Below are 24,349 nucleotides of genomic sequence, written 5' to 3' on the forward strand. Positions count from 1 at the left end.
TGATCTGTAAAATCACCTGCTTACTTCATTATTATAGTATTTCGATTTCCAACTCCTCAGCTGGAGCTGTTTGTCCGATTTGACTGAGCAGAACGCCAAGGGCTGTACCGACGAGAGCAGGGATGATCCACTCCATGCCGTAGGCGGAAAGGGGAAGGACATCACTCAAGGTTTGCACGGGTCCTAATTGTAAGCCGAAAGCATTCAATCCATCCATCAAGGCGAAAACTCCTGTGAAAGTCATTGCACTGCGATAAACCTTCTTCGGGTTTTTGAAATGACGGCTGAAGAATGTCAGGACAATCAGGACGATCGTTAACGGATAAGCCATCACAAGGAATGGCACCGATACTTTCAGAATTTGATTCAGACCCATATTTGAAAGGATGAAACCGACGATTGTTACGATCAGAATGACGGTTTTATAGTTCAGCTTCGGGAAAAGTTTCGAGAAATACTGTCCGCAAGCAGTCGTCAACCCGACGACGGTGGTGAAGCATGCTAAAGTGAAAATGATGCCGAGAAGGACCTTACCGCCAGTTCCAAGTAAAAGGGTCGATGCGACAGTGAGGATATCCGTTCCGTTTTCGAATGAACCATCGGCTGCCATGCGTGCCCCGATTACTCCTAAGGAAATATAAACTAAAGAAAGCAAAACACCAGCGATGAGACCCGCTTTTACTGTATATCTCGTCAATTGCTTTCGTTCGGAAATCCCCCTTTGCTGGATTGAAGTAAGGATGACGATCCCAAAAGCCAGGGAAGCTAGAGCATCCATCGTGTTGTAGCCTTCAATGAACCCTTGCGAAAATGCTCCTGCAGCATATGCTTCGGTTGGAGCTTGGAATGGAGCATCAAGCTTTACGAACCCAACGACACAGAGAATGACCATGGATAAAAGAAGAACGGGTGTAATCCAGCGTCCCATGAAGGTTTCCATTTTTTCTGGATTCAATGAAATGGCATAAACGATGATGAAAAATACGGTTGTGAACATGAATAGAAATAGTGATTGATTCATTGAGTCTCCAAGATACGGCTTGAAGCCCATTTCATAGGCAACATTCGCATTCCGCGGAATGGCGAGGAACGGCCCGATGCTTAAATAGATGACAACCATGAACAACGTGCTGAATAGTGGATGTACACGGGCACCGATGGTTTGTGCCCCGCCCTTAACAAGTGAGACTGCAAGAAGCACCAAAATTGGCAGGCCGACTCCGGTGGCGACAAAACCGGCAATGGCCGGCCAGAATGAAGTTCCTGAAGATGCTCCTAAAAATGGAGGGAATATAAGATTCCCCGCTCCGAAGAACATTGAGAAAAGCATAAGGCCGATAAATAATGTGTCTGTTTTTTTCATGGTGATTTCTCCTTTTTTAAAAATGATAACTCTCGCCGACTGGCATGAAAAAGGCTAATAAAGTGTTTTGTGCAAATAAAAAACTCGCCCCTGAAAATCAGGGACGAGTTTGTGCTCGCGATACCACCCATATTCCGCACTACAAAGAAGCTGCGGCACTCAGTCAACGTACGAATTCATACGTGATCCATTGTAACGGCGGAAACCCGTCAAAGCCTACTGCGTTTTCAGCTTTGCATCTCAGAGATGATTTTCGGATAGGCCTTGGACATCGACTTCCACCACATGTCGACTCTCTGTGGAACAGGGTTCCCATCTTACTCTTTCTCTTCATAGATTTTATAATATAAAGACAATTTAGCAAATTCTGATTATGAAGTCAACATAATTTATCATAAATCCTTTAAAAGGAGCAGGAAATTAGTCCCTCGTTAGCGAAACTTCCTTTATCCAGAGGATTTTTTGAACAAGAATAGGCTATAACTCCCTATTATCTTTCTAATCGCAACTATATTATAATAGAAGGCAGAACACTAAAGGAGACAACAGTATGTCTGAAAATAAAAAATTAAGCCTGGCGGATGCAGTCAAACAAAAACTGGCTCAAAAGCAAGCGGGATCAAGTAAAGATAAACTGGAAACAGGCGTTGTGAAAAAAACGAAACAGCTTAAAAGCCAGTTGACCAAAAAGCCGAATAACCAACGTAAGCGTACAGGGGTATAATCCTAATTTGTCAAAGGACAAGTACTGTTCGGAGCTTATCAGAGAGCAGTTACCTTTTATGAATGAGGGTACTGCTTTTTTATATGGAAGAGGCAGGGGGATTTTGCTTTTTACCGTTTATAGGTAAGTTGAAGGGTGGGCTTCTGGTAATTTAGAGGGATAAAGAATGGTTCGCTCATCTCTAGAAAAAACATATTTTCTCGAATATGGAAATGACATCTCTGTATCGGTTTATTAAAAACATTACAGTTTCAATTGTTTCTGTTTTAAAATTGTAAGAGTGGTGACATGTTGTTACCATATTGTTTTGCTAAAATAACATTTTAAGGTTTTGTAAATGATTTTTTAACTAAAGGAACCTATAGATTGAATGTTAGGTCTACTAGAAGGCTTATAGAATCAGTGATTATCCTTTAATTGAAAATATGAAATATATCGGGGGAATAAAGATGGACGAACGTCTGATCGGAAAAAAATATTATGAAACGATGATTGAGGATACAAGGAAGCACCCCATTCAAGCTTTGGGTGAAATGTTTCTCGTGGAACAAAAAAAGGAAAGAGCGGATTTAACCGCAATTCGATTTGCTCAAGGAGAAGTATATTTTCAGCATCATGACTATGAGGCAGCCATTTTTAAATGGGAAAACATAGAAGGGGAACTTGGTTCATGGGCGAAGAAAAACATCGCTGATGCTTATTTTGAACTGGAAATGTATTCAACCGCAGAGGATATCTATAAATCCGTCGATACGGATGAAGCGGTCTTGAAAACAGAGGTTCTTTTGCAACTGTTTTCCCTGTACATAGTGGAATCGAGAAATGACCTGGCTTCCAATGTCGTGAAAGAAGCAGTCGAGTTCCAACCGGACTACCCGAATGTCACGGAAATTGCACGTGCCTTTTTTGAAGAACAAAAGGATTGGAACAGTGCGGTGGTATTAGCGGCGAATGAAAGTATCCGTACAGAATCAATGGGCTGGTTCGATGTGCTGAAAACGTATATCCAGCAAGGTGTTGCCCAATCGATGGATCCGGATTATTTTTCAACTGTCCTTGGTTCGCTATACACACTCGACCAGGAACGTTTCGAAAAGGTGACGGTTGCCCTTTGGAAAAACTATAAATATACCGATTCTTATTTCGAATGGCTGAGAGTGATTAATAACTTGATAGATACCATCGAATTGAACCATGCGGATGTATGGGATGAGCTTTCCGTCTATTACAGGGATGCATATGCAGGTCTGTTAGAAGGAACGCACCTAATCAAGGAATTAAGTCCTGTCGTGCCAAGGTTGCTTGAAAACTGGCTCAAAATCGCAGACGGGGAGCTCTCGCTGTTTGCGGCGGCATCCGCGTTGTCCTGGAATGAAATCTTCCCGGATACGATCAATGCGTTGGTCATTCAGGACGCAGAGAGCCTGCTTTCGAAATCGCCTAAATTGGGTGGCGGACTGGAAGCGGGAGAGAAACTGTTCAATTCCATTATCCAGTGGGCTGAAGATAATGATTTAAAGGTTGGCAATAAGCTTAAATGGATGGTAGACGGGCTTAAGGATACCCGGAATTTCAATCTTCTTCTTGCTGGAAGCACAGGAAATGGCAAGACATCCTTTATTCAGTCAATCGTTGGTGAGAGCATTGCCGCTGAAGATCATTCGTCACTAGTCAGTGTCAAAGATGGGGATGATTTGGAAATCCTTGAAATTACCGATACAGATAGCAAAGTTGTCGAGGAGCTAACTGATTTGGATGAAACACGCCGCCAGCGCGGGACTATTGTCGATGTGACCATCATCAGTGACTACCTAAGGAATAATCATCTCCGATTATTGGATACTCCTGGGTTCAATGGGGAAAAAAGCGTGGAATCCGATTTCCAGGGCTATTTACATGGCAGTGATGGATTGATGTTCGTTCTTGACGCCCGGGCGCCTTTCACCGGCAGCGAACGGGATCTGTTATTGGAAATTCAAATGATGGCTCCGAAACTGCCGATTCATTTCTTATTAAATAAAATGGATACGATATACAGTGATCAGGTCGCAGTCCGGATGGAAGACGAAACATGGGATAAAGTGAATGCCTATTTCCCGAATGCGAAAGTATTCGCTTTCTCTAAACATTATGACAGCCGGCAGCAATTGAAGGACCTTTCAGCCTTCCTTCAATCGAATTATCAAGATGATAATTGGAAGGAAAGAAGATCTGAAAAAATCCTGGCATTCATTCGTAAAACTTTATCTTATCTGTTAGAAAAACGGGCAGCCAATGAGCGGAAATGCGAGCATTCCATCTCTTGGAATGAACAGATGGAAGTCAAGCTGAATGGGGCTGTCAACCAATTGGCTGATTTGGAAAAAGAGAAAAGTGAAAATATCATAAGGTCGTATCGTTCGCTTAAGGACGAAGTGAAAAATCAGCTTTATTCAAAAATTCCTGAATTACTGAGGGATTGCTCTAAATCGTTAACGGAAAGCAGTGATTTCAGTCAGGTCCATGTACAGTTAAATCAGGAAATGAATGAGCGGATTCAAAACTTCATTTCTGACAAGATCATGCCTCAATATTACCGTTCTCTTCAAGACTGGATTGCCAGTTCCCAAATGGAGTTCTCACAAAGCCAGCAGTTTATGGATGAGATGAGTGCCGGTTTCAATGAATTATACAAAGAAGAACGGATTACGCTTGCAGGCGACTTCAGAGTATTGGATGACTGGCGCCGTGATGCCGACCGGATGACAAGCAGTATCCGCATCGAAAACGTCAATATCCTTTTGCGCAGGACTCCATCTCAATTACTGCTTAAAGGGGCAGGGAAGCTGTTTGGGGCGATACCGCAAAATAAAGCCAATATGTACAATCGTTATAAGAAATACCTGGAAAGTGAAGATTACCTGGATGTTGCGGAAATGATCACGGAGCGTTTCCTTACCCAATTTGGATTGTTTGAAAAATCTTTGGATCGTGACATCTCCCTTTTCTATCGCGGTTCATTTGCATTACTTCAAAAAACGATAGAGCAAACGCAGACTGAAATAAAAGACTACCAGGCTGCATTGGAGCATATGAAACAAAATCCGGAAGTTTACCGTGACCCTATCACTTTGTTCGAAGTGAAATTAAGGCAGTTGGAGCGGCTTGAAAAGATTGAGAAAAAGCGTCTAGCCCAGCTTCAAAGAAAATAAAAAATAACGGGGAACATTTCAAATATTCAAAAATCTATTGACTTTACGACTATATCCCTATAAAGTGATAATTACGAAAACGTAACACGATATATCTCTTATCAAGAGTGGCGGAGGGACTGGCCCTAAGATGCCCAGCAACCGTTCCATTAGGAATTGGTGCTAAATCCTGCAAAACAGAAATGTTTTGACAGATAAGAGAGGGACAAGTCTGCAAAACAGCCGATTAAACCTCTCTATATTAGAGAGGTTTTTATTTTGGGATTTACACCAACTTAACTGATAAGACTAATAAGAAAAAATGGAGGGAAACAAGATGAAAAGGTCTATTAAAGGTATATTCATTTCAGCCATCGCTTCGGCTTTGCTTTTAACGGGGTGCTCTACAGGTCAGAGTTCCACAGAGTCGAAGAAAGAAGAAAAAGTATCATTTGAAAATGTTCCGGAAAGATTCGCTGATGGAGATGGAGCCAGAATCAAAGTGATCCGTAAAATTGGCGGTGATGATCATACGGCCCAATACCTGGCGGGGGCGAAGGAAGAAGGAGAAGCACTGGGGTTTCAAGTGGATACGTACACAGCCAATGGTGATACGGCTAAATTCCATGATGCGATAGCGCAGGCTTTGGAGGAAGATTATGACGGCTATATCATTTCACATGGTGACGATGCAGCAACTGTGAATGACGTTCAAAAGTTGGTTGATGCAGGTAAAAGCGTTGTCACATTCGATTCAATAAGCGATCTATCTAAAATAGAAGGCGTGACATTAACTTCACAAGATGATGAAGCGTTGGCAACACTGGCTTTTGATAAGCTGATAAAAGAACAGAAAGGTAAAGCGGCAATTGCATACCTTTGGGTGGACGGTTTTCCTCCAATGGTAAGAAGAAATGCAGTCTATCAGGAAAAATTAAAAGAAAATCCTGGGATCAAAGAAGTCGAAAGATTCGGAGTGGCATCTGCAGATACATCGGTTCAGACACAAAATGCTGTAGCCGCAATGCTGAATAAATACCCTAAAGGTAAATTGGATGCCATTTTCGCAACATGGGATGCCTTTGCTATCGGTGCAGCCCGGGCGATTAAAGAGGCGGGCCGCGATGAAGTGAAGATATATGGAATAGATGTCTCGAATGCAGATCTCCAGGAAATCCAATCGGCTGATAGCTCATGGTCCTACACGGCAGCAGTAGATCCCAAGTTGATCGGTGCAGTGAATATGAGGATATTGGCTAAAAAATTAGCGGGCGAAGAAACGCCGCAAACCTATGACTTGGAGGCTTCACTTATTTCACAAAAGCAAATCCAAGCGTCTAAAGAAGCAGTGAACATGGCAAATCTGTCTGGTATTGTCGATGGCTGGGGTGTATCGACGGAGTTTGAAGAAGATTGGATGAAAGTTTTGAAAGATCATTATAAAAATTAAAAAGAGACACTCTCTTTCAAGTAGAAGGGAGTGTCTGTTCATAAGGGGGAATGGACATGGGCACGCAACTAGAAATGAAGAAGATTTCGATTGAATTTCCGGGGGTGAAGGCGCTGAGTGATGTTGATTTTTCCGTAAAATCGGGGAAAGCCCACGCATTGGTCGGTGCAAACGGAGCAGGGAAATCGACGTTAATGAAAGTTTTATCGGGAGCCCATGTTCATTATTCAGGTGACATTTATATTGATGGGGTGAAGAGGGATATCCGCTCGCCAAAAGCGGCTCAAGAACAAGGCATTCAAATTGTTTATCAGGAAGTGGATACCGCCCTCATCCCTTATTTAACGGTTGGGGAAAATGTAATGTTGAATGATATGGTCCAAAACATGGGAAAAAAACAGATGGTCCAATGGAAAGAGCTGCATAACCAAGCGGCTTCTATTCTTGAAGATATGAAAATTCGTGTCCCTTCGAAAAAGCTGGTAAGAGACCTTACCTTGGCTGAAAAACAGATGGTCCTGATAGCAAGAGCCGTTTCGACAGAATGCAAATTCCTGATTCTCGACGAGCCAACTGCTCCGTTAAGTCATACGGAGACGACAGAACTTTTTCGAATTGTAAATGAATTAAAGCAAAAAGGCGTGGGAATCATTTTCATTTCACATCGTCTGCCCGAAATTTTTGAAATCTGTGAGGAAATTACAATCATGAGGAATGGGGAGCGTGTCACAAGTCGAAAGAAGGAAGATATAACCCGTACCGAAGTCGTAGAGAACATGCTTGGAAAAACCATGGATGAACAGTTTCCTGAAGTGAATGCTTCGATTGGCGACGTTATTCTGGAAGTGAACGGATTGTCAGATGCAGAGAAAGTTAAAAATGTCAGTTTGAATATTAAAGCAGGCGAGATAATCGGCTTGGCAGGGTTGGTCGGGGCTGGGAAAACGGAGCTGTGTAAAACCCTTTTCGGCCATACGTCCATCACAGCGGGGGAAGTCATCCTGAATGGTCGAAAGCTTTCCTTGAAATCACCGCACGAAGCAGTAAAAAGCGGTCTGGCACTTGTACCTGAGGAACGCAGGAAAGAAGGGGTCCTTGTTCAGGAATCAGTCTCGGCGAACTTGACGGCAGCCAGTCTTGGCAAATTCTCAAAGACATTCAGCTTCGTGAATCGCAAGGCGGAAAAGGAAAGAGCGAAGGAAATGATCGCAAGCCTCGGCATTAAAACTCCTTCAGGGGAAGTGAATGTCGAAAACCTTTCAGGTGGCAATCAGCAAAAAGTTGCCATCGGGAAATGGCTTATGGCCGATGCGGATGTATACATATTCGATGAACCAACGAAAGGGGTCGATGTTGGAGCCAAGAAGGATATATTCGAATTGATTGCAGAGCTTGCAAGGAATGGGAAGGCGATCATTTATGCATCATCCGAGCTTTCCGAAATCATTGGCATTACCAACCGGACATATGTGTTATATGACGGGAGCACTGTCATCGAATTAGAAACAAGTAAAACGAATGAAGAAGAAGTACTATTCTATTCAACAGGAGGAAAATAGAATGAGCATACCCAATCCTGTTACACAGACAGCGAAAGTGAAGAAAAAGGTGGAACTATTCGACTTTTTCTATAAATACGGCACAATATTGACGATTATCATTCTGATTGGAATTTTTGCCGTGTCCAATCCATCTTTCATTCAAACTACGAATCTGGTCAACATCCTGCGTTCCATTTCAATCGTGACCATCATTGCGATCGGCATTACGATATCCCTGACCGTGGATGGCTTCGACCTTTCCGTCGGCTCCGTCGCATCATTGGCCAATGCCATCGTCATCTCGATGTTTGTCTGGTTTTCACAGGATACATTAATTGCCATATTAGCTGCGATCGGTGCCTCACTTGTCGTAGGCGCCTTGAATTCATTCATGATCGTTAAATTGAGAATTCCCGACATGCTGATGACTTTGGCTACCATGTTCATTATCCAGGGAATTGCCCTTACCTATACAAAAGGGGCCACGGTTTCGCAAAATATGGTCATGCCAGACGGGACGTTCGCAACAGGACTGATCAGCCCGTTTTTCGCCAAAATTGGCCAGGTACCGTGGATAATCCTGATCATGGCCGTCATTGTGATAGCGACCCATATCTTTTTGACTTATACGAAGCACGGTCGTTATATGTACATTATTGGGGGAAATAAGGAAGCGGCGAGACTTTCCGGGATATCGGTCAATAAATACAAAATCCTTGCCTACCTGCTTTCAGCTCTATTAGCTGCAATCGGGGGTATTGTCCTAGCTTCAAGGGTTATGACATCGGAAATCAATTCAGGTTCCCCCTATTTAATGGACGCCGTTGCAGCAGCCTTCATTGGTTCCTCCGTTTTAGGAGCGGGAAAACCGAATGCCTTTGGAACCTTTGTCGGTGCAGTCCTGATAGGAATCCTTCAAAATGGTTTGATCATGATGTCCGTTCCGTATTATGCGATGGATATCGTCAAAGGAACAGTGCTGGCACTTGCGCTCGCGGTAACCTATTACAAGCAAAAACATTAAAATGTATTCGTTGCTTTACTCTACAAAAATCCAAAAATATGAAAAAATCCTGTTGTAATGCAACAGGATTTTCCTTTTTAAAAAGGGATGGGTTAAGGGGGTCGTCATCATTTTACTTACGCTAAAATGGCGGCAGGAGCACTTTTTGAACCCTCATTGTTGGAGTATAAAGATTGACCGCAACCTTATTTACCTTTTAATAAGATTGATAATGATCTATTGTAAAGTATGAACATTCATATCATATACTTATCTAAAGGAGAGTGTAGACTTATGCGCGAAACCTGTGTTCCGGCAGGTGTGAAACCGAATGAAACTGGCTTTGGATATACGCTGTCCTTGATAGGCGGCAAATATAAAATGATCATAATGTATTGGCTGTCTGAAAATAAGGTCATGCGTCATAATCAGCTGAAGCGAAGCATCGGTACCATTTCCTTTAAAACGCTAAGCATCATGTTAAAAGAGTTGGAGGCAGACGGCCTTATCATACGCAAGGAATTCCCCCAAATACCTCCAAAAGTAGAATATTCATTATCTGAACGTGGTCTATCTCTCATCCCATTGTTAAATATGATGTGCGAGTGGGGAGAGAAAAACAGTTTGCCAGTTCAGGAGACTAAACAGCCGTAGGTGTAGCTATTTTGATTAAATCAAAAGAAGTATTTCCCTGACAAGGAAATACTTCTTTAATGAACTGCCTATTAAAGGTTATCGACAAAATTCAAATAATCTTGCGAGCTTTTTTCCAATTCGCTCACGGATGGCTCATTTTCAGCACCATAAAACGCAAAGAATGAACGATAATCTGCATTGCAGTAAAGGAAGGTAGTTTCAAAGGGAGATAATAAATGTTCAAGTGTATAGCGATATCTTCCTTCTTCACTATAATCCTCTTTGTTAATTCCAGCAGATACAGCTAAAGCAGCTTTGCGATTCTTTAATTTATCCCCTCCATTTGAACCATAAGCCCAACCATAAGTAAAAACATCGTCAAGCCATCTTTTTAGGAGAGGCGGACAATTAAACCAATAAAAAGGGAACTGTAAAACAAGATTACTATGCGATTCGATTAATTGCTGTTCTTTTTCCGCATTAATGTTTCCGTCAGGGTAAACCTTATACAATTCGTGTACTGTATACTTTTCCGGATATTTCCTTAGCGCTTCTACCCATCGCTTATTTATGAGGGATGTTTCTAGACTGGGGTGTGCTACGATAACAAGAGTTTTCAAAGATATCTCCTCCTTAATTATTATTTATTTTAAGTATAAAGTGCACTCTGCAAGCACGTAAGTATGCACTTTTAGTATAGGTACTTACCTAAAGGAGAGTGTTAAATCAGGTATAACTAAAAAAAACGATCTGTAAATTCCAATATGAGGAAGATATTAATAAGGGAATCTTAAAAGGTCAGATAGACACGCTCATCTTGTCACTTTTACATAAGAGGGATATGTACGGCTTTGAATTAGCCAAAATTGTTCGTGAAGAAAATATTACAGACTTACATCAGTGGGTGAAGAAGGCTTTAAACAAAAGCGCCTGGAATGGGAATTTGTAAGAGATGTGATTGATTCCTTTTTAGATTGGGGGAAATAAGGAAGCGGCTAGACTTTCCGGGATATCAGTTAATACCTATCTGATTTCAGCTCTATTTGCTGCAATCGGGGGAATTGTCCTTGCTTTAAGGGGCATGAAATCGGAAATCAATTCAGGATCCCGCTATTGATGCCGTCGCAGCAGCCTTCATTGGTTCCTCCGTTTTAGGAGCGGGAAAACCGAATGCCTTTGAAACCTTCATCGGTGCAGTCCTGATCGGAATCCTTCAAAATGGGCTGATCATGGATGTCCGTTCCGTATTATGCGATGGATATCGTCAAAGGAACAGTTCTTGCCCTTGCGCTCGCGGTAACCTATTACAAGCTAAAACACTAAATTTTTACGAAAGATTAAGAAGAAAGAGGAAGAGGGTTCTTTTTAACCCTCTTTCCAATACACTCACTATATTTTGTTTTTATAAATGACTTTGTTCACATCGTGCCTTACTGTTTTGTGACCTTCTTTAATTCCTTTCCCCATGGCGATAAGCATAACATCTAAATACCTATCAGAAATTTTTAAGGCTGACTTTAATTGTTTGGAATCATACCCGGACATTGTAATGGTTTCAAGACCTGCCTCGTTCGCCAATAAAACTAACGACATTGACGCCAGGCTTGCGTCTCTTATTAATTCAACCTTTAAATCTTCTTTTGATTTATTTAGATAATAATTGATTGCCGCGTTTGTTAGATAATCTCTTACTGATGCGTCAAAATAACCTTTTTGAAACTCATCCTCATGTATCATTATGATATTTTCTTTTTCAAATGCTTGATAATCACCTAGTATAACAATCAGTACTGAGGCCTCAATTACCTGTTGCTGATTAAAAGCAATGGGCAGTAACAAATTCTTTAAATATGGTTCATCTATAACCAGGTATCGTGTTGCTTGAATATTGTTTCCGTTAGGCGATTTACTAGCTCCTTCAATAAATGTCGCCAACGTTTCGGGACTAATTTTATAATCGGGATCGTACTGCCTTACGGAACGTCTTTTTTCTATGATCTCCCTTACACTCATCGTGTTCACTCCCAATGTTATATTTGCTTCATAATCAGAGTATAATGGACACATGATGTAGAAGAAAATAACGCACAATAAAGTGGCATAGCCACCTTTATGTGCCTATTCAGGAGGAATGAGGAATGAAGAGTTTAAATACTGGAATAAATATTTTCATGAATACTGTAGGAGGAAAGTGGAAATGCTTAATCCTCTTTTTTCTGAGTCAAAAACCAATGAGGACAAAAGAGTTTTATATTCTAATACCGGCCATTACCCAGAAAGTTTTGACCGACCAATTAAAGCAGTTGGAAAGAGATGGGCTTGTCCGAAGAGAAGTATATAAAGTAGTACCACCAAAAGTAGAATACAGTTTAACTGAGTTGGGTCAATCCTTTGTACCTGTATTAAATACAATGTGTGAATGGGGCACTACATATGCAGTTGAACAAAATCTCGAAAGACAAGAACAAATTTGTCGCCATCATAAATAGTAAGAGCTGCATCAACTAGGAGTATGGCTTTTTTTTTGACAAGTTCAGTGATGCAAGCAGAATTTATTCAAGCTATCAGTATAATTGTCAGAAATACAAAATGTCTTGAAGATGACTTTTGGCAGTCTAGAGATTGTAATAACTAACAGGTGCTTTACTTTAAAGTAGTTGCTTTGACCCGCTCTTTTTCTTAAAATGTAACGGTTAGTTGCATAAGATTTTTTTTGCTTTATAATTAGTACCAGGTGTTAATATCAAGTTATAAAATGATGCAATTCATACACACGAGGTGGCTATTCTATGTTCAAATCCAAAGCACGTATTACTGCGATAGGTTCGTATGTTCCTGAAAAAAGGTTAACAAATAAAGACTTAGAAAAAATGGTTGAAACCAATGATGAATGGATTGTTAAACGTACCGGTATTAAAGAACGAAGAATTGCACATGAAGAGGAGTTTACTAGTGATATAGGTTATAAAGCTGTAAAGGATTTAATGGAACGGTATGATAAATCTGTCGAAGATGTTGATATGATCATTGTCTGTACCTTTACTCCTGATTTCAATACTCCAAGTGTAGCATCTTTAGTCCAAGCAAAGCTAGGTATTAAGAATACTGGAGCTATTGATTTAAACGCTGCCTGTGCAGGATTTACTTATGGGCTGCATGTAGCTAATGGATTAGTAACATCGGGATTAAATAAGAAAATCCTAGTTATTGGAGCGGATACTTTATCAAAACTTATGGACTATGAAGATCGAGCCACTTGTATTTTATTTGGAGATGGCGGAGGAGCAGTTCTTGTAGAATATGATGAAAAACAGCCAAGTTTTCTTTCTTCACATTTATATTCGGAGGGTGAAGGCGGAAAACATTTATATAGTACAAACCTATCGACACGCATAAATGGTGAAGACTTAAATGATAGCGGCAACCTTGTACAAAATGGACGTGAGGTTTATAAATGGGCTGTCACGACCGTTCCAAAAGGAATGCAAACTGTGATGAAAAATGCCGAATATCAATTGAATGATGTTGATTGGTTCGTACCGCATAGTGCAAATTTAAGAATGATTGAGTCAATATGTGATAGAAGTGGCTTTCCAATTGAGCGTACTTTATATAGCTTAGTGGAGTATGGAAATACTTCTTCAGCGACAATTCCATTAGCTTTAGAAATAGGATTAAAAGAAGGGAAGCTCAGTGGTGGTGAGAAGGTTTTATTATATGGTTTCGGCGGTGGATTAGCTCAAGCTGGATTGCTTATCAATTGGACCCTATAACACTTTTTTCTGTTACTGATAAGCAGCTTTGTTCTTATTGATCTAAAGGGCCAGTTTAAGTTAACAAGGATACTAAAATAACAAAAGACACTGTACTAATAGGTATGGTGTCTTTGAATTATGTTAAGGGATTTCAAAATCTCCAAATGGGCGGAAGTAGCCTTTAGTAAGAAGTTTGGGTTGGTTAGTGATAAGTGAACAGGGCCAAAATATCATGTTTACTCCAATAGTTAGTGGGAATGCTATTTACAGTATATATCCCTGAAATTTGAGGAGGAAATATTAACATGCTTGATGCTAAGACCATAGAAATCGTTCAGGCAACAGCACCTGTTCTCAAGGAACATAGTAAATCAATAGGAAAGAGATTTTATGAATTACTATTTTCAAAAGCTCCTGATTTGTATAATCTTTTTAACCAAACGAACCAAAAAAGAGGAATTCAACAAGAGGCCTTGGGGTATGCAGTCTATGCTGCAGGTGAACATATTACGAACCTTGAAGCGATAAAACCTGTAATTAAAAGAGTTACTGAGAAACATCGTGCCATAGGGGTCAAGGCTGAACAGTATCCGGTTGTAGGTGAAACGTTGCTTCAAGCAGTTAAAGATGTGTTGGGTGACGCAGCCACAGATGAAATCATAGAGGCATGGGGAAAGGCCTATGGCTATATTGCAGATGCCTTTATTGATATTGAAAAAAACCTTTATGAGGAAACAGAACATCAGCCTGGGGGATGGGAAGGATATCGAAGTTTCAATATCGATAAAAAGATAAAAGAAAGTGATGTGGTAACCTCCTTTTATCTAAAGCCTACAGATGGAAAACCCATTGCCTCCTATCATGCTGGGCAATACCTAACACTTAAGGCTGAAATTCCTGGCGAGAAATATACGCACATACGCCATTACAGTCTTTCGAATTCACCTGGTAAGGAGTACTACCGAATTAGTGTTAAACGTGAAGATGCCCATGGAGATGCTCCATCTGGAATTGTATCTAACTATTTACATAGACAGCTGGAAGTTGGAGATACGCTGCAATTTTCTGCTCCAGCAGGTGACTTCGAACTGGATAACACCGATTTACCCGTTGTTCTAATTAGTGGCGGTATTGGAATTACACCTTTGCTTAGCATGTTAAATACCATTATAGAAAAGCAACCACAACGTCAGGTTACGTTTATCCATGCAACAAGCAATAGTCAAACACATGCTTTTAAAGATCATCTGCAACAAATAGTGAATGAACATCAACATATAAAATCATTTGTAGTCTATGGTGCACCATCAGAAGCCGATCGAACCTCTGGACATTTTGATAAAGAAGGATACGTGGGTTTAGACTTCCTGCAATCTGTCGTTCCATCAAAAGAAGCTAATTTTTATTTCTGCGGACCTATTCCTTTTATGGAAGCAATCAATGAGGCCCTGAATAAATGGAGTGTATCAAAAGACCATATTCATTATGAAGTATTTAGTCCACTCGCTATTTTAGGAGAAAAATAAGTAAACTACATTTGTGAATAAAAAGGATCTTTCATTGAAGTGAACCCAAATGGTTAGGCACTTTATTTAAACAGCCTTGAAGGCATGAACCCGGTAATCTACCGGGCTCATGCCTTTTTATTTTATATTTGGTCAAAAAAACTGCACCTCCATTTTGGGTGCAGTTCATTTACGGTTCTCTATTATCTTACTTAACATTCTCTTCGGAAGCGTTTGTTTTCTCTAACGAACCAATCTTTTGTTTGTTTATTGCATTTTCAGCGGTATTCAACTTTTTTCTCATTGGGAAGTAATACAAAACAGCTGGGACAACTAACCCAATAATCCAAGCGATATCTGCTCCTTCAAAAGCCTTGGCTATCGGTCCTACATAGAATGATGTGTTTATAAAAGGGATTTCCGCCAAGATTGATACAAGAAATGCCATACAAGTAATCCAATTTATTTTGCCATATTGACCGTTCACATCAAAAATGTCTTTTACATTGTAATGGCCATGTCGCAGCAAATAATAATCAACAAGGTTGATGGATGTCCAGGGAATTAAAAAATAACTAATGAAAAAGATGAAATTCAAGAAAAAGGATAGGAAATTACTCTGACCTAGTAAGCACAAAACGGTACCTGCTACTGTTACACAGAATATCATTCCTATTCGTACTTTCGGTGTGACCTTTAATTTAATAAACGGTTCAATTGTTGTTATGGTTGCCATGAATGCTCCATATAGGTTAAAGACATTTATAGCAAGCTGTCCAAAGATGATTATAAAGAACATGATTATAGCAAAATTTCCAAACAGGCTGGCCAAGTTACCGCCAGAGTGATCAAGGAAGTTAGGAATCGCTATGGTTAAGGTTGCGCCTAATGTCATCATCCATATAGTCGCGATGACTGTGCCAGCGTAACTATACCAAAATGTATGGGCCGTGGGTGTGGTTATCGGTAGATAGCGAGAATAGTCTGCAACGTAGGGGGCATATGCCAATTGCCATGTAGCAACCATACTCACTGCCAGCAAAAACACTGGTATATCCAAATTCCCAATGGCCCAACTGCCTGCCGGAACTTGCAATTGGAAGACTATATATGTAGCTACAATATAAATACAAAGAGACGCCCAGGATAATAATTTTTGCATTTTATGAATTAAGTTATAGCCATAAATGGTGGCCACGAAACAAAGTACATTTAAAAGTATTATGCTCCATGTTTGGTCGATCTTTGTTAAACTGCTTAAGGTTTGTGCTGCAAGCAAACCGCTGCTGGCAAAGAAGCCTAAATAGACAAACATAACGAGAAACAAGGGGAAGATGGCTCCGATTACACCAAATTGAGCCCGGCTTTGGATCATTTGCGGAATTCCGAGTTGAGGTCCTTGAGCTGAATGGGAGGCCATGAAAATGGCGCCTAATAAGGTACCGACAATAATTGCAGCCAGACTCCAAAATAAATTAAGACCTAATGTAATGGGCAATGCCCCGGTCACAAGGGTGGTAATATGCATATTTGCCCCAAACCAAATTGGAAATAAATCACGGGCCTTGCCATGGCGTTCATCTGCCGGAATATATTCTATACTGCGAGTTTCAACTTTCATCAATTTACCCCCTATCAAATTCGGTATACTACCATGTACCATGCAAGCTTATTTTATAGAATCACTATAATTGTAAGCGTATACAGATGTCAATATTTTCAGAAAAAATAATTTTTAGGTAACTATCATAAAATATCCGTTTATTCATCTAGTGAATTTCAATAAATCAGATTGATCATTAGACTGAATGATTGGAAATATTAAACTCTAGTTTGAAAATTGTGGAACAACATGTCTTCCAATAAAAAATAAAAATTTTATATTTTTTGAATTGACAGTCTATTTTTCATGACCTATAATTGCACTTATCAAGAGCTTGCATGGTACATGGTACAAACTTTTAAAAAGGAGGGGCTTTTCATTACAGCTATCTTAACGTTGGGGATTACTGCTCAGGTTACGAACGCTATACGCGAATCCATAGTAACTGGAGATTATGAACCAGGACAAAAATTATCGGAAACTGTTTTATCTGAATATTACAAAGTTAGTAGAACCCCTATAAGGGAAGCATTTAAACAGCTAGAAAGAGAAGGGTTAGTCGAGATCATTCCAAGGGTTGGAACATGTGTGACCAAACCAACTGAAAAGGAACTGGATGAATTATTTACTTTAAAGGAAGTAATGGAAGGGCTCGCAGCGGGGCTGCTTGCAGAAAGCGGGAGTGCTGAAGACATTAATAACCTTAAGCAAGCAGTGTCTGACATGGAGGTTGCTATACAAACCTCGGATAAAAAGCTATATGTCGAGGCTAATGATGTTTTTCATTCAGTCATCCAAGAAGGCGCCAATAACTCTAAATTAAGTTACATGCTAAATTTGCTGCTCAATCAAATACCTTATAGACAGTATGTCTTTTTAACCATTGAAGATCCGAATCGCCGTGAGAGATCACTAAAGGAACATCAGGCGGTCTTGATTGCTATAGAGAAAGGCAATCGGGAGGAAGCGGAGAAGGCCATGCGAGAGCATGTAAAAGCAAGTGGAATGCAACTTAAAATGGACATAGCAAAGAAACTTGGTCAAAAAAAGTGATATGAGGGGGAATGAGTACTATGAAATTTGGAATCTTTGCAAACCTTGCAGGACAGGGAAGACATGATGAATATTATAAAGTGCTGGACGAAGCCCGTGAGCAAGCTATTTATTGTGATGAAAATGGTTATGATTCGATTTGGTATACCGAGCACCACTTTGGTCATGAAGGAAATGAATTGATTTCTAACCCGATCTTAATGGGGGCTGATATTGCTGCACGTACAAAGAACATTCGAATTGGACAAGCTGCGAATGTCGCCACTTTCTGGCATCCGCTGCGTTTGGCGGAAGACATAGCAATGCTTGATCAGTTAAGCAAAGGACGTGTGGAAGTTGGTCTGGCACGTGGATTATACGGACGGGAAGCGGCTAATTTAAACACTTTGGCTGATCCGGCAAATCAAGAACAAAACCGTGCACTGTTTGAGGAAACATTGGAAATTTTAAAAAAGGCTTGGTCAAACCGTTTCTTTTCACATCAAGGTGACATCTATCAATTTCCTCCTAAAGGTTTAAAGTGGAGTCACCCTATGAGCCCATCAACACCGGAATTTATGGATATGGAGAAAGGAGAAATTGATAAGATTTCACTTATGCCTAGACCTTACCAGCAATCACTTCCTCTGTGGCAGGTAATTGATTCACCGCGTTCTATTGAATTGGCCGCGGAGAACGATATACAAGGAATGTTTTGGATGCCGACCGTCAAAGAATTAAAAGGCCGTTTTGAACTGTACCGTGAAAGGGCTTCCAAATCCAAAGGCTATGAAGTGCCACTTGGTCAGGGTATTGCTTTGGTACGTGATGTATATGTAGCGGAAACGATGGAACAGGCTCGTCAAGATGCGGCAGAAGCAGTATTGAACAATTATCGCTGGATTTGTCACTGGAGAGGACTTAGCAACCTTATGGATCCGGGCGAAACAGTAAAAGAAGGGCAGGAATTGAACTATGAATTCTTACACCCAAGAAATTTATTGTTTGGTACACCTGACTATGTAGCAGAGAAAATTCAGGAATTGAAGGAAGAACTGAATTTGGAAACATTGCTGCTTTGGGTGAACCATAATGGTTTGCCACATGAAAAAATGATGAAAAGTTTAAAATTGTTCACGGAAGAAGTAATGCCAAGATTCACAAAAACTAAATTGGGGGTAATGTAAATGTTAGATATTCGTAAAGTGTATACAGCTATTGAAGAAACACGTATTGAGGGCGGTAAAAAAGTAGAGAATCCCATCAAGATGATAACAACAATGGCGGTTATCAAAAACCCATGGGCTGGAAGAGGATATGTTGATAATTTAAAACCGGAAATTGATGAATTTGCACCGCAAATTGGCGAACTATTAGTTGCTGAACTATTTAAGCACATTGATTCCGCTGATGACGTCGAAGCATTCGGCAAGGCAGCTGTCGTGGGTGTTGATGGGGAGGTTGAGCATGCATCAGCTTTTATCCACACTTTGAAATTCGGTAACAAATTCAGGGACGCCGTGAAAGGAACGAGTATCTTAAGCTTTACTAATAAGCGTGGTGGCGCTGGATCTGCGGTGCTCATACCGATGGTACATAAGACAGATGAGTCTGAACGCTCTCATTTCATTACATTTGAAGCTTCTATACCTGATGCACCTAGGGCCGATGAGATCGTTGTTGCCATTGGGGCTTCTACAGGAGGACGTCCTCATCCGAGAACAGGAAACAGGCATCAAGATATGGTTGAAATGGGGCTGGTTTAATGCCAACTACATTGCATGGAAAAGATTCGCTTCATTATGAAGAGAAAGGGATGGGGCAATCGCTTATCTTTATTCATGGTGTTGGTCTTGATCTTACGATGTGGAAAAAACAAGTTGAAGATTTGTCGAAACATTTCCGTGTTATCACATATGACATGGTTGGGCACGGAGGATCTGAGCATCCTCCGGGTCCTTATTCCCTTTCACAGTTTGTTGAGCAGTTAGCAGAACTAATGAATCACTTACGGATTGAAGGAAGTCATATTATTGGTTTCTCCATGGGTGGTATGGTCGCTCAGGCATTTGCATTAAAATATCCGGATAAAGTGAAAACGCTAACAATTATGAACGCAGTGGCCAATCGGACGAAGGAACAGAGGAAAGCCGTTTTAAAAAGAGTGGAAGAAGTGAAAATAACGGGACCTTTGGCAACAATTGAACCGGCCATTAAACGATGGTTTAATATTGAATTCTTGAATTCAAAGGAAGAAACTGTAAGTGAAATTCGGGAAAGGCTTCAGACAAACGATGCTGCTTCATATTTAGCGGCCTATACACTTTTTGCAACTGCGGATGAAGATTTGTGGCCGCAAATCCACCAGATTAATATACCGACCCAAATTATAACAGGGGAGCATGATGTAGGTTCAAATCCCGAAATGGCAAGACAAATGCATGAAAAGATTGTGGATTCAGAATTAATGATAGTACCAAATATGAGGCATATGCTGCCGATAGAAGGAGCCAAAATAGTGAACGAAGCTATTAGGTCGTTTATTGAAAGACAAAAGCAAAGGAGTGACTCGATGTGAAAGAGCTGAAGAAATATCAGATGTATATAAACGGGGAATGGATAGAATCATCAAGTGGTGAATATTTCGATAGTTATAACCCTGCAACCGAAGCAGCTTGGTGTCAAGTCGCTAAAGGGAATGCTGAAGATGTAAATCATGCCGTTCAATCTGCGCATAATGCATTCCTGCATTCGGGATGGACCAATATGACATTCACGGAGCGGGGGCGTCTGGTTAGAAAGCTTGGAGAGCTGATTGCTGATCACTCTGAAGAGCTTGCGAAAGTCGAATCACTGGATAATGGGAAATTAATACGCGAAATGCGCGGTCAGGTAAAATATTTACCTGAATTTTTCTATTACTATGCGGGTCTAGCAGATAAAATCCATGGTCAAACCTTACCAATTGATAAAAAAGATATGTTCGCTTTTACATCCAAAGAGCCGCTGGGGGTAGTAGCCGCCATTACTCCTTGGAATTCCCCTCTTTATTTAACAACCTTGAAGCTTGCACCTGCACTTATTGCAGGAAATACCATAGTCATTAAACCTTCGGAAATGACTTCGGCCTCTCTATTGGAATTGGTGAAACTGGTTGAAGAAGCTGGTTTTCCACCTGGTGTAGTCAATGTAGTTACCGGCTTTGGAACTCCTGTAGGCGATACACTCACCTCCCATCCTCTTGTAAGGCGTGTGGCCTTTACGGGAGGTTCAGAATCAGCACGGCATATTGTTCGTAATTCGGCTCAAAATTTTGCGCAGGTATCACTTGAACTTGGAGGGAAATCACCCAATATCGTGTTTGAGGATGCTAATCCGGATAATGCGGCGATGGGTATCATAGCTGGTATTTTTGGTGCTTCAGGACAAAGTTGTGTGGCAGGTTCGCGTGCATTTTTACATGTTGATATTTACGATGAAGTGATGCAAAAACTGGTAGACAGAGTATCGAAAATCAAGATCGGTGATCCTTTTCAAGATGAAACAGAAATGGGTCCGCTGGCTACGCAGGCCCAATTGGAGCGAGTCGAAAAATACGTGGCTATCGGGTTAGATGAAGGTGGTAAACTTGTTTGCGGAGGTAAAAAGCCTGAATATTTAGAAAAAGGCTGGTATTTTGAACCCACGATCTTCGAGCATCACGATAATAATTCCCGTATTACAAAGGAAGAAATATTTGGCCCTGTGTTAAGTGTTATCCCTTTTAAAGATGAAGAAGAGGTTATTCAATTAGCAAACAGTACTGATTACGGATTGGCAGCTGGAATTTGGGTGAGTGATATTGCAAAAGCTCATCGAGTCGCGAAAGCTATACGTGCTGGAATTGTTTGGGTGAATACCTATCGAAGTATTTCACCAATTGCTGCAATCGGCGGATCTGGCCTAAGCGGTTATGGAAGAGAAGGGGGCTATGAAGCGATTCATGAATATATGCAAGATAAAGTTGTTTGGATCAATACATCATCTGAACCAATTCCTGACCCGTTCATAATGAGATAATGGGGATTTTTGGGTAGGCACTTTTATCTAAGAGATTTAATAAGGAGGAAAAGTGAAATGAAATTACTGGGGATTTCAGGAACGATAATAGGAACGAAGACGAAAGTTGTTATTGAAAAGGTTTTAGAGGAAGTTAAGAATAACCATCCTGATATCGAAGTCGAATTGCTTGATTTGAAAAAGTATGATGTTCAATTTTGTGATGGCCGTAATCCGTCAACATACACTGGAGATACGAAAAAAGTAATTGATATCGTTACCTCAGCAGACTTTTACATTATAGGAACCCCAATATTCCAAGGGTCAATTACAGGAGCTCTTAAAAACTTATTTGATTTGATCCCCCCGAAGGATTTCCGTAATAAAGTAATGGGGCTAGTGGCTACCGGTGGAACCTACCAGCATTATTTAGTCATTGAAAATCAGTTGAAACCTATAGCCAGCTATTTCCGTGCATTTGTTGCACCTGGCTCTGTTTATGCTCATAACGACCATTTCAATTCACAAAACGAACTGGTTGATGAGGAAGTTTTGGAACGTATTTCAATGCTGGGTGAAGAAATCGTTTTTATGCAAAAAGCACTGAAAAGTACTAAACCAGAGCATCAATTAAGCTAAAGGGCGGTAGATTTAGGAGATTTAATAAACTCCAGCTGATAAAAAATCGTTTTGGAATTGAGTACATTTCAATTAGCAGAGCTAAGTAGCAAGGAGGGGACAAATTGCTATTAGATGTAGAAGAGATAATAAACTTAACTGATTTATCTTTTATTAAAGTTTGTAATGAACAGTATGGGATTAATAGAGGAGTTTATAATACCATCGATGCCTGGTTTTATAAGCAAGGAATTAGTAACATTCTAGAAAGGCGCAATAGTATATTGTATTTTCTTGAATTTATTAAGCGAAGTTCCGAGAGTGAAAATAATCACTGTAAATTTGGTCACGGTGGCTTAACTACAAAATTAGAAGAGTATTATTTTCCAAGAATGGAATCGACTGTTTCAAAAATTGCCTCTAATTTTTAGATGAAGCACTTACAAAGAGTGAAGGGTGGCTGAGAACATGACAATCATAGATAAAGTAGAAAAAAAACATTTACTAATTAAAGGGGAATGGGTGGAGGCGAAGGAGTATAGTTTGCTTCGTTCTCCTTATTCAGGAGAAGTCATAGCTGAAATCCCCCTGGCCACAGACGAAGAAACCGACCAAGCTATTGAAGCGGCGCAAAAAGCTGCTAAGGTGATGGCAAAAATGCCAGCCCATCAACGTGCGAAAATCCTGGAAACATTGGCCCATCTTCTTGAAGAGCGCGCGGATGAAGCCGCCAAAATCATATCTATTGAATCAGCAAAGCCGGTTACAACCGCTAAGGGCGAGGTGGCGCGAACAATTGAAACCTACAAGTTTGCGGCTGAAGAAGCGAAAAGAATTCATGGAGAAACGCTTTCGCTGGATGCCGCCCAAGGTGGCGAAAACCGACTCGGTTACACTGTACGTGAACCGATTGGAGTGATTGGGGCCATAACACCTTTTAATTTCCCCATGAATCTAGTCGCTCATAAAGTAGGTCCTGCCATCGCCTCAGGTAATACAATTGTATTAAAGCCAGCAAGCCAAACACCTCTATCCTCTCTGTTCCTCGGAGAATTATTACAGGAAGCCGGATTGCCTGCAGGAGCATTAAATGTGGTCACAGGTGGAGGAAGAGTGGTTGGAGACAAGTTGGTCACTGATTCTAGAGTAAGTATGATTACTTTTACCGGCAGCCCAGGAGTCGGGATTGGCATCCGCAACAAAGCCGGATTGAAACGAGTGACGCTGGAGCTGGGATCAAATGCAGCTGTCATTATTGACAGGGGTGTGGATATCGATAAAATCATTTCTCGTTGTGTGACGGGAGCGTTTTCCAATCAGGGACAAGTATGTATTTCTTTGCAAAGAGTTTATGCTCATGAAGAAATCTACGATCGCTTTGTTGAAAAGTTTATAGAAGCTACTAAACTATTAAAATTAGGTGATCCGCTTGATCCAGAAACGGATGTTTCCGCTTTGATTTCCCCAAATGATGTTGAAAGAAGCCTCAATTGGATTGAAGAGGCAAGACAAGGTGGAGCCAAGATTGCAACAGGTGGAATAACGGAAGGCAATATCCTTCATCCGACCGTCATATTGGATGCAGATACTCACACAAAGGTATCTTGTCAAGAAGTGTTCGCCCCAATCGTTTTGATTAACAAGATTCAATCAGTAGAACAAGCAATTGATTTGGTGAATGATTCAATTTATGGCCTGCAGGCAGGGATTTATACGAACGATGTAGGTACAGCACTGGATGCAGCGGAAAATTTACAAGTTGGTGGAGTCATGATCAACGACATTCCGACATTCCGTGTGGATAATATGCCGTACGGTGGAGTGAAGGAAAGTGGAACTGGACGTGAAGGATTAAAATATGCAGTTGAAGAAATGACAGAAATGAAGCTGGTTGTCTGGAACCGAAATTAG

Annotated in this window: 21 protein-coding genes, 2 pseudogenes, 1 riboswitch and 1 other annotated feature; of the genes and pseudogenes, 19 read left to right on the forward strand and 4 right to left on the reverse strand. The window is 40.7% G+C overall.

Going from position 1 to position 24,349, the window contains the following annotated elements; all coding sequences use genetic code 11:
• Window positions 1-31 precede the first annotated feature (31 nt).
• Window positions 32-1,363, reverse strand: a complete 1,332-nt coding sequence (gene brnQ, locus ACYP5M_RS16345) for a branched-chain amino acid transport system II carrier protein (protein ID WP_459735268.1) — start codon at window positions 1,361-1,363, stop codon at window positions 32-34.
• A 96-nt stretch (window positions 1,364-1,459) separates the two neighbouring features.
• Window positions 1,460-1,706 (reverse strand) — a binding site (T-box leader).
• 207 nt (window positions 1,707-1,913) lie between these two features.
• On the opposite strand from brnQ, the gene ACYP5M_RS16350 reads away from it, so the two are divergent.
• The 6 genes from ACYP5M_RS16350 (at window position 1,914) to ACYP5M_RS16375 (ending at window position 9,905) form a co-directional block, all read left to right on the forward strand.
• Entirely contained in the window at window positions 1,914-2,087 is a 174-nt protein-coding gene (locus tag ACYP5M_RS16350) for a hypothetical protein (RefSeq protein ID WP_164468807.1), read from the forward strand.
• A 449-nt stretch (window positions 2,088-2,536) separates the two neighbouring features.
• Window positions 2,537-5,278, forward strand: coding sequence for a GTP-binding protein (locus ACYP5M_RS16355; protein ID WP_459735269.1), 2,742 nt, complete (start codon window positions 2,537-2,539; stop codon window positions 5,276-5,278).
• A 95-nt stretch (window positions 5,279-5,373) separates the two neighbouring features.
• A riboswitch (SAM riboswitch) is annotated at window positions 5,374-5,479 on the forward strand.
• A 115-nt stretch (window positions 5,480-5,594) separates the two neighbouring features.
• Complete coding sequence (locus ACYP5M_RS16360; RefSeq protein ID WP_260356383.1) at window positions 5,595-6,707, forward strand: sugar ABC transporter substrate-binding protein; 1,113 nt, start codon at window positions 5,595-5,597, stop codon at window positions 6,705-6,707.
• A 56-nt stretch (window positions 6,708-6,763) separates the two neighbouring features.
• Window positions 6,764-8,266, forward strand: a complete 1,503-nt coding sequence (locus tag ACYP5M_RS16365; RefSeq protein ID WP_459735270.1) for a sugar ABC transporter ATP-binding protein — start codon at window positions 6,764-6,766, stop codon at window positions 8,264-8,266.
• Window position 8,267: 1 nt separating this feature from the next.
• Window positions 8,268-9,272, forward strand: coding sequence for an ABC transporter permease (locus ACYP5M_RS16370; RefSeq protein ID WP_434168393.1), 1,005 nt, complete (start codon window positions 8,268-8,270; stop codon window positions 9,270-9,272).
• Window positions 9,273-9,545: 273 nt separating this feature from the next.
• Window positions 9,546-9,905, forward strand: a complete 360-nt coding sequence (locus ACYP5M_RS16375; protein ID WP_063595313.1) for a winged helix-turn-helix transcriptional regulator — start codon at window positions 9,546-9,548, stop codon at window positions 9,903-9,905.
• A gap of 71 nt (window positions 9,906-9,976) precedes the next feature.
• Here the strand turns inward: ACYP5M_RS16375 and ACYP5M_RS16380 are convergent, their stop codons facing one another.
• Window positions 9,977-10,507, reverse strand: a complete 531-nt coding sequence (locus ACYP5M_RS16380; protein ID WP_434168394.1) for an NAD(P)H-dependent oxidoreductase — start codon at window positions 10,505-10,507, stop codon at window positions 9,977-9,979.
• A 128-nt stretch (window positions 10,508-10,635) separates the two neighbouring features.
• Here ACYP5M_RS16380 and ACYP5M_RS16385 point away from each other — a divergent pair.
• Window positions 10,636-10,874: pseudogene (locus ACYP5M_RS16385) on the forward strand (PadR family transcriptional regulator).
• A pseudogene (locus tag ACYP5M_RS16390) lies at window positions 10,861-11,210 on the forward strand (ABC transporter permease); the annotation flags it as partial. The pseudogenes ACYP5M_RS16385 and ACYP5M_RS16390, both read left to right, overlap by 14 nt.
• A gap of 66 nt (window positions 11,211-11,276) precedes the next feature.
• Here ACYP5M_RS16390 and ACYP5M_RS16395 read toward each other — a convergent pair.
• Window positions 11,277-11,900: a nitroreductase family protein gene (locus ACYP5M_RS16395; RefSeq protein ID WP_434168395.1), complete on the reverse strand. Its 624-nt coding sequence runs from the start codon at window positions 11,898-11,900 to the stop codon at window positions 11,277-11,279.
• A gap of 125 nt (window positions 11,901-12,025) precedes the next feature.
• Between ACYP5M_RS16395 and ACYP5M_RS16400 the strand changes: the two genes are divergently transcribed.
• From ACYP5M_RS16400 to hmpA, 3 genes are all read left to right on the forward strand, one after another.
• On the forward strand, window positions 12,026-12,376 hold the full coding sequence (locus ACYP5M_RS16400) for a winged helix-turn-helix transcriptional regulator (protein WP_101224946.1): 351 nt from the start codon (window positions 12,026-12,028) through the stop codon (window positions 12,374-12,376).
• Window positions 12,377-12,676: 300 nt separating this feature from the next.
• On the forward strand, window positions 12,677-13,660 hold the full coding sequence (locus ACYP5M_RS16405) for a ketoacyl-ACP synthase III (protein ID WP_057278560.1): 984 nt from the start codon (window positions 12,677-12,679) through the stop codon (window positions 13,658-13,660).
• A gap of 287 nt (window positions 13,661-13,947) precedes the next feature.
• Window positions 13,948-15,168: an NO-inducible flavohemoprotein gene (hmpA, locus tag ACYP5M_RS16410; RefSeq protein WP_459735271.1), complete on the forward strand. Its 1,221-nt coding sequence runs from the start codon at window positions 13,948-13,950 to the stop codon at window positions 15,166-15,168.
• A 187-nt stretch (window positions 15,169-15,355) separates the two neighbouring features.
• On the opposite strand, the gene ACYP5M_RS16415 is transcribed toward hmpA, so the two are convergent.
• Window positions 15,356-16,768, reverse strand: a complete 1,413-nt coding sequence (locus ACYP5M_RS16415; RefSeq protein ID WP_459735272.1) for a purine-cytosine permease family protein — start codon at window positions 16,766-16,768, stop codon at window positions 15,356-15,358.
• A 327-nt stretch (window positions 16,769-17,095) separates the two neighbouring features.
• Here ACYP5M_RS16415 and ACYP5M_RS16420 point away from each other — a divergent pair, with 327 nt between their 5' ends.
• From ACYP5M_RS16420 to ACYP5M_RS16455, 8 genes are all read left to right on the forward strand, one after another.
• On the forward strand, window positions 17,096-17,803 hold the full coding sequence (locus ACYP5M_RS16420) for a GntR family transcriptional regulator (protein ID WP_230177894.1): 708 nt from the start codon (window positions 17,096-17,098) through the stop codon (window positions 17,801-17,803).
• 20 nt (window positions 17,804-17,823) lie between these two features.
• On the forward strand, window positions 17,824-18,969 hold the full coding sequence (locus tag ACYP5M_RS16425; protein ID WP_101224942.1) for an LLM class flavin-dependent oxidoreductase: 1,146 nt from the start codon (window positions 17,824-17,826) through the stop codon (window positions 18,967-18,969).
• On the forward strand, window positions 18,970-19,548 hold the full coding sequence (locus tag ACYP5M_RS16430) for an amino acid synthesis family protein (RefSeq protein ID WP_057278565.1): 579 nt from the start codon (window positions 18,970-18,972) through the stop codon (window positions 19,546-19,548). It abuts the gene before it with no gap.
• Window positions 19,548-20,360, forward strand: a complete 813-nt coding sequence (locus tag ACYP5M_RS16435; RefSeq protein WP_459735273.1) for an alpha/beta fold hydrolase — start codon at window positions 19,548-19,550, stop codon at window positions 20,358-20,360. Before ACYP5M_RS16430 ends, ACYP5M_RS16435 begins: the two co-directional genes overlap by 1 nt.
• Entirely contained in the window at window positions 20,357-21,841 is a 1,485-nt protein-coding gene (locus ACYP5M_RS16440; RefSeq protein WP_459735274.1) for an aldehyde dehydrogenase, read from the forward strand. The genes ACYP5M_RS16435 and ACYP5M_RS16440 overlap by 4 nt, the downstream gene beginning before the upstream one ends.
• Before the next feature lie 57 nt (window positions 21,842-21,898).
• Window positions 21,899-22,459, forward strand: coding sequence for an NADPH-dependent FMN reductase (locus tag ACYP5M_RS16445; RefSeq protein ID WP_101224940.1), 561 nt, complete (start codon window positions 21,899-21,901; stop codon window positions 22,457-22,459).
• A gap of 104 nt (window positions 22,460-22,563) precedes the next feature.
• Window positions 22,564-22,869 carry a hypothetical protein gene (locus ACYP5M_RS16450; RefSeq protein ID WP_459735275.1) on the forward strand — a complete coding sequence of 102 codons (306 nt, stop codon included), beginning with the start codon at window positions 22,564-22,566 and terminating at the stop codon, window positions 22,867-22,869.
• A 37-nt stretch (window positions 22,870-22,906) separates the two neighbouring features.
• A complete protein-coding gene (locus ACYP5M_RS16455; protein ID WP_459735276.1) occupies window positions 22,907-24,349 on the forward strand; it encodes an aldehyde dehydrogenase family protein in 1,443 nt (480 codons plus the stop codon).

The sequence above is a fragment of the Peribacillus sp. N1 genome, from assembly GCF_054600815.1.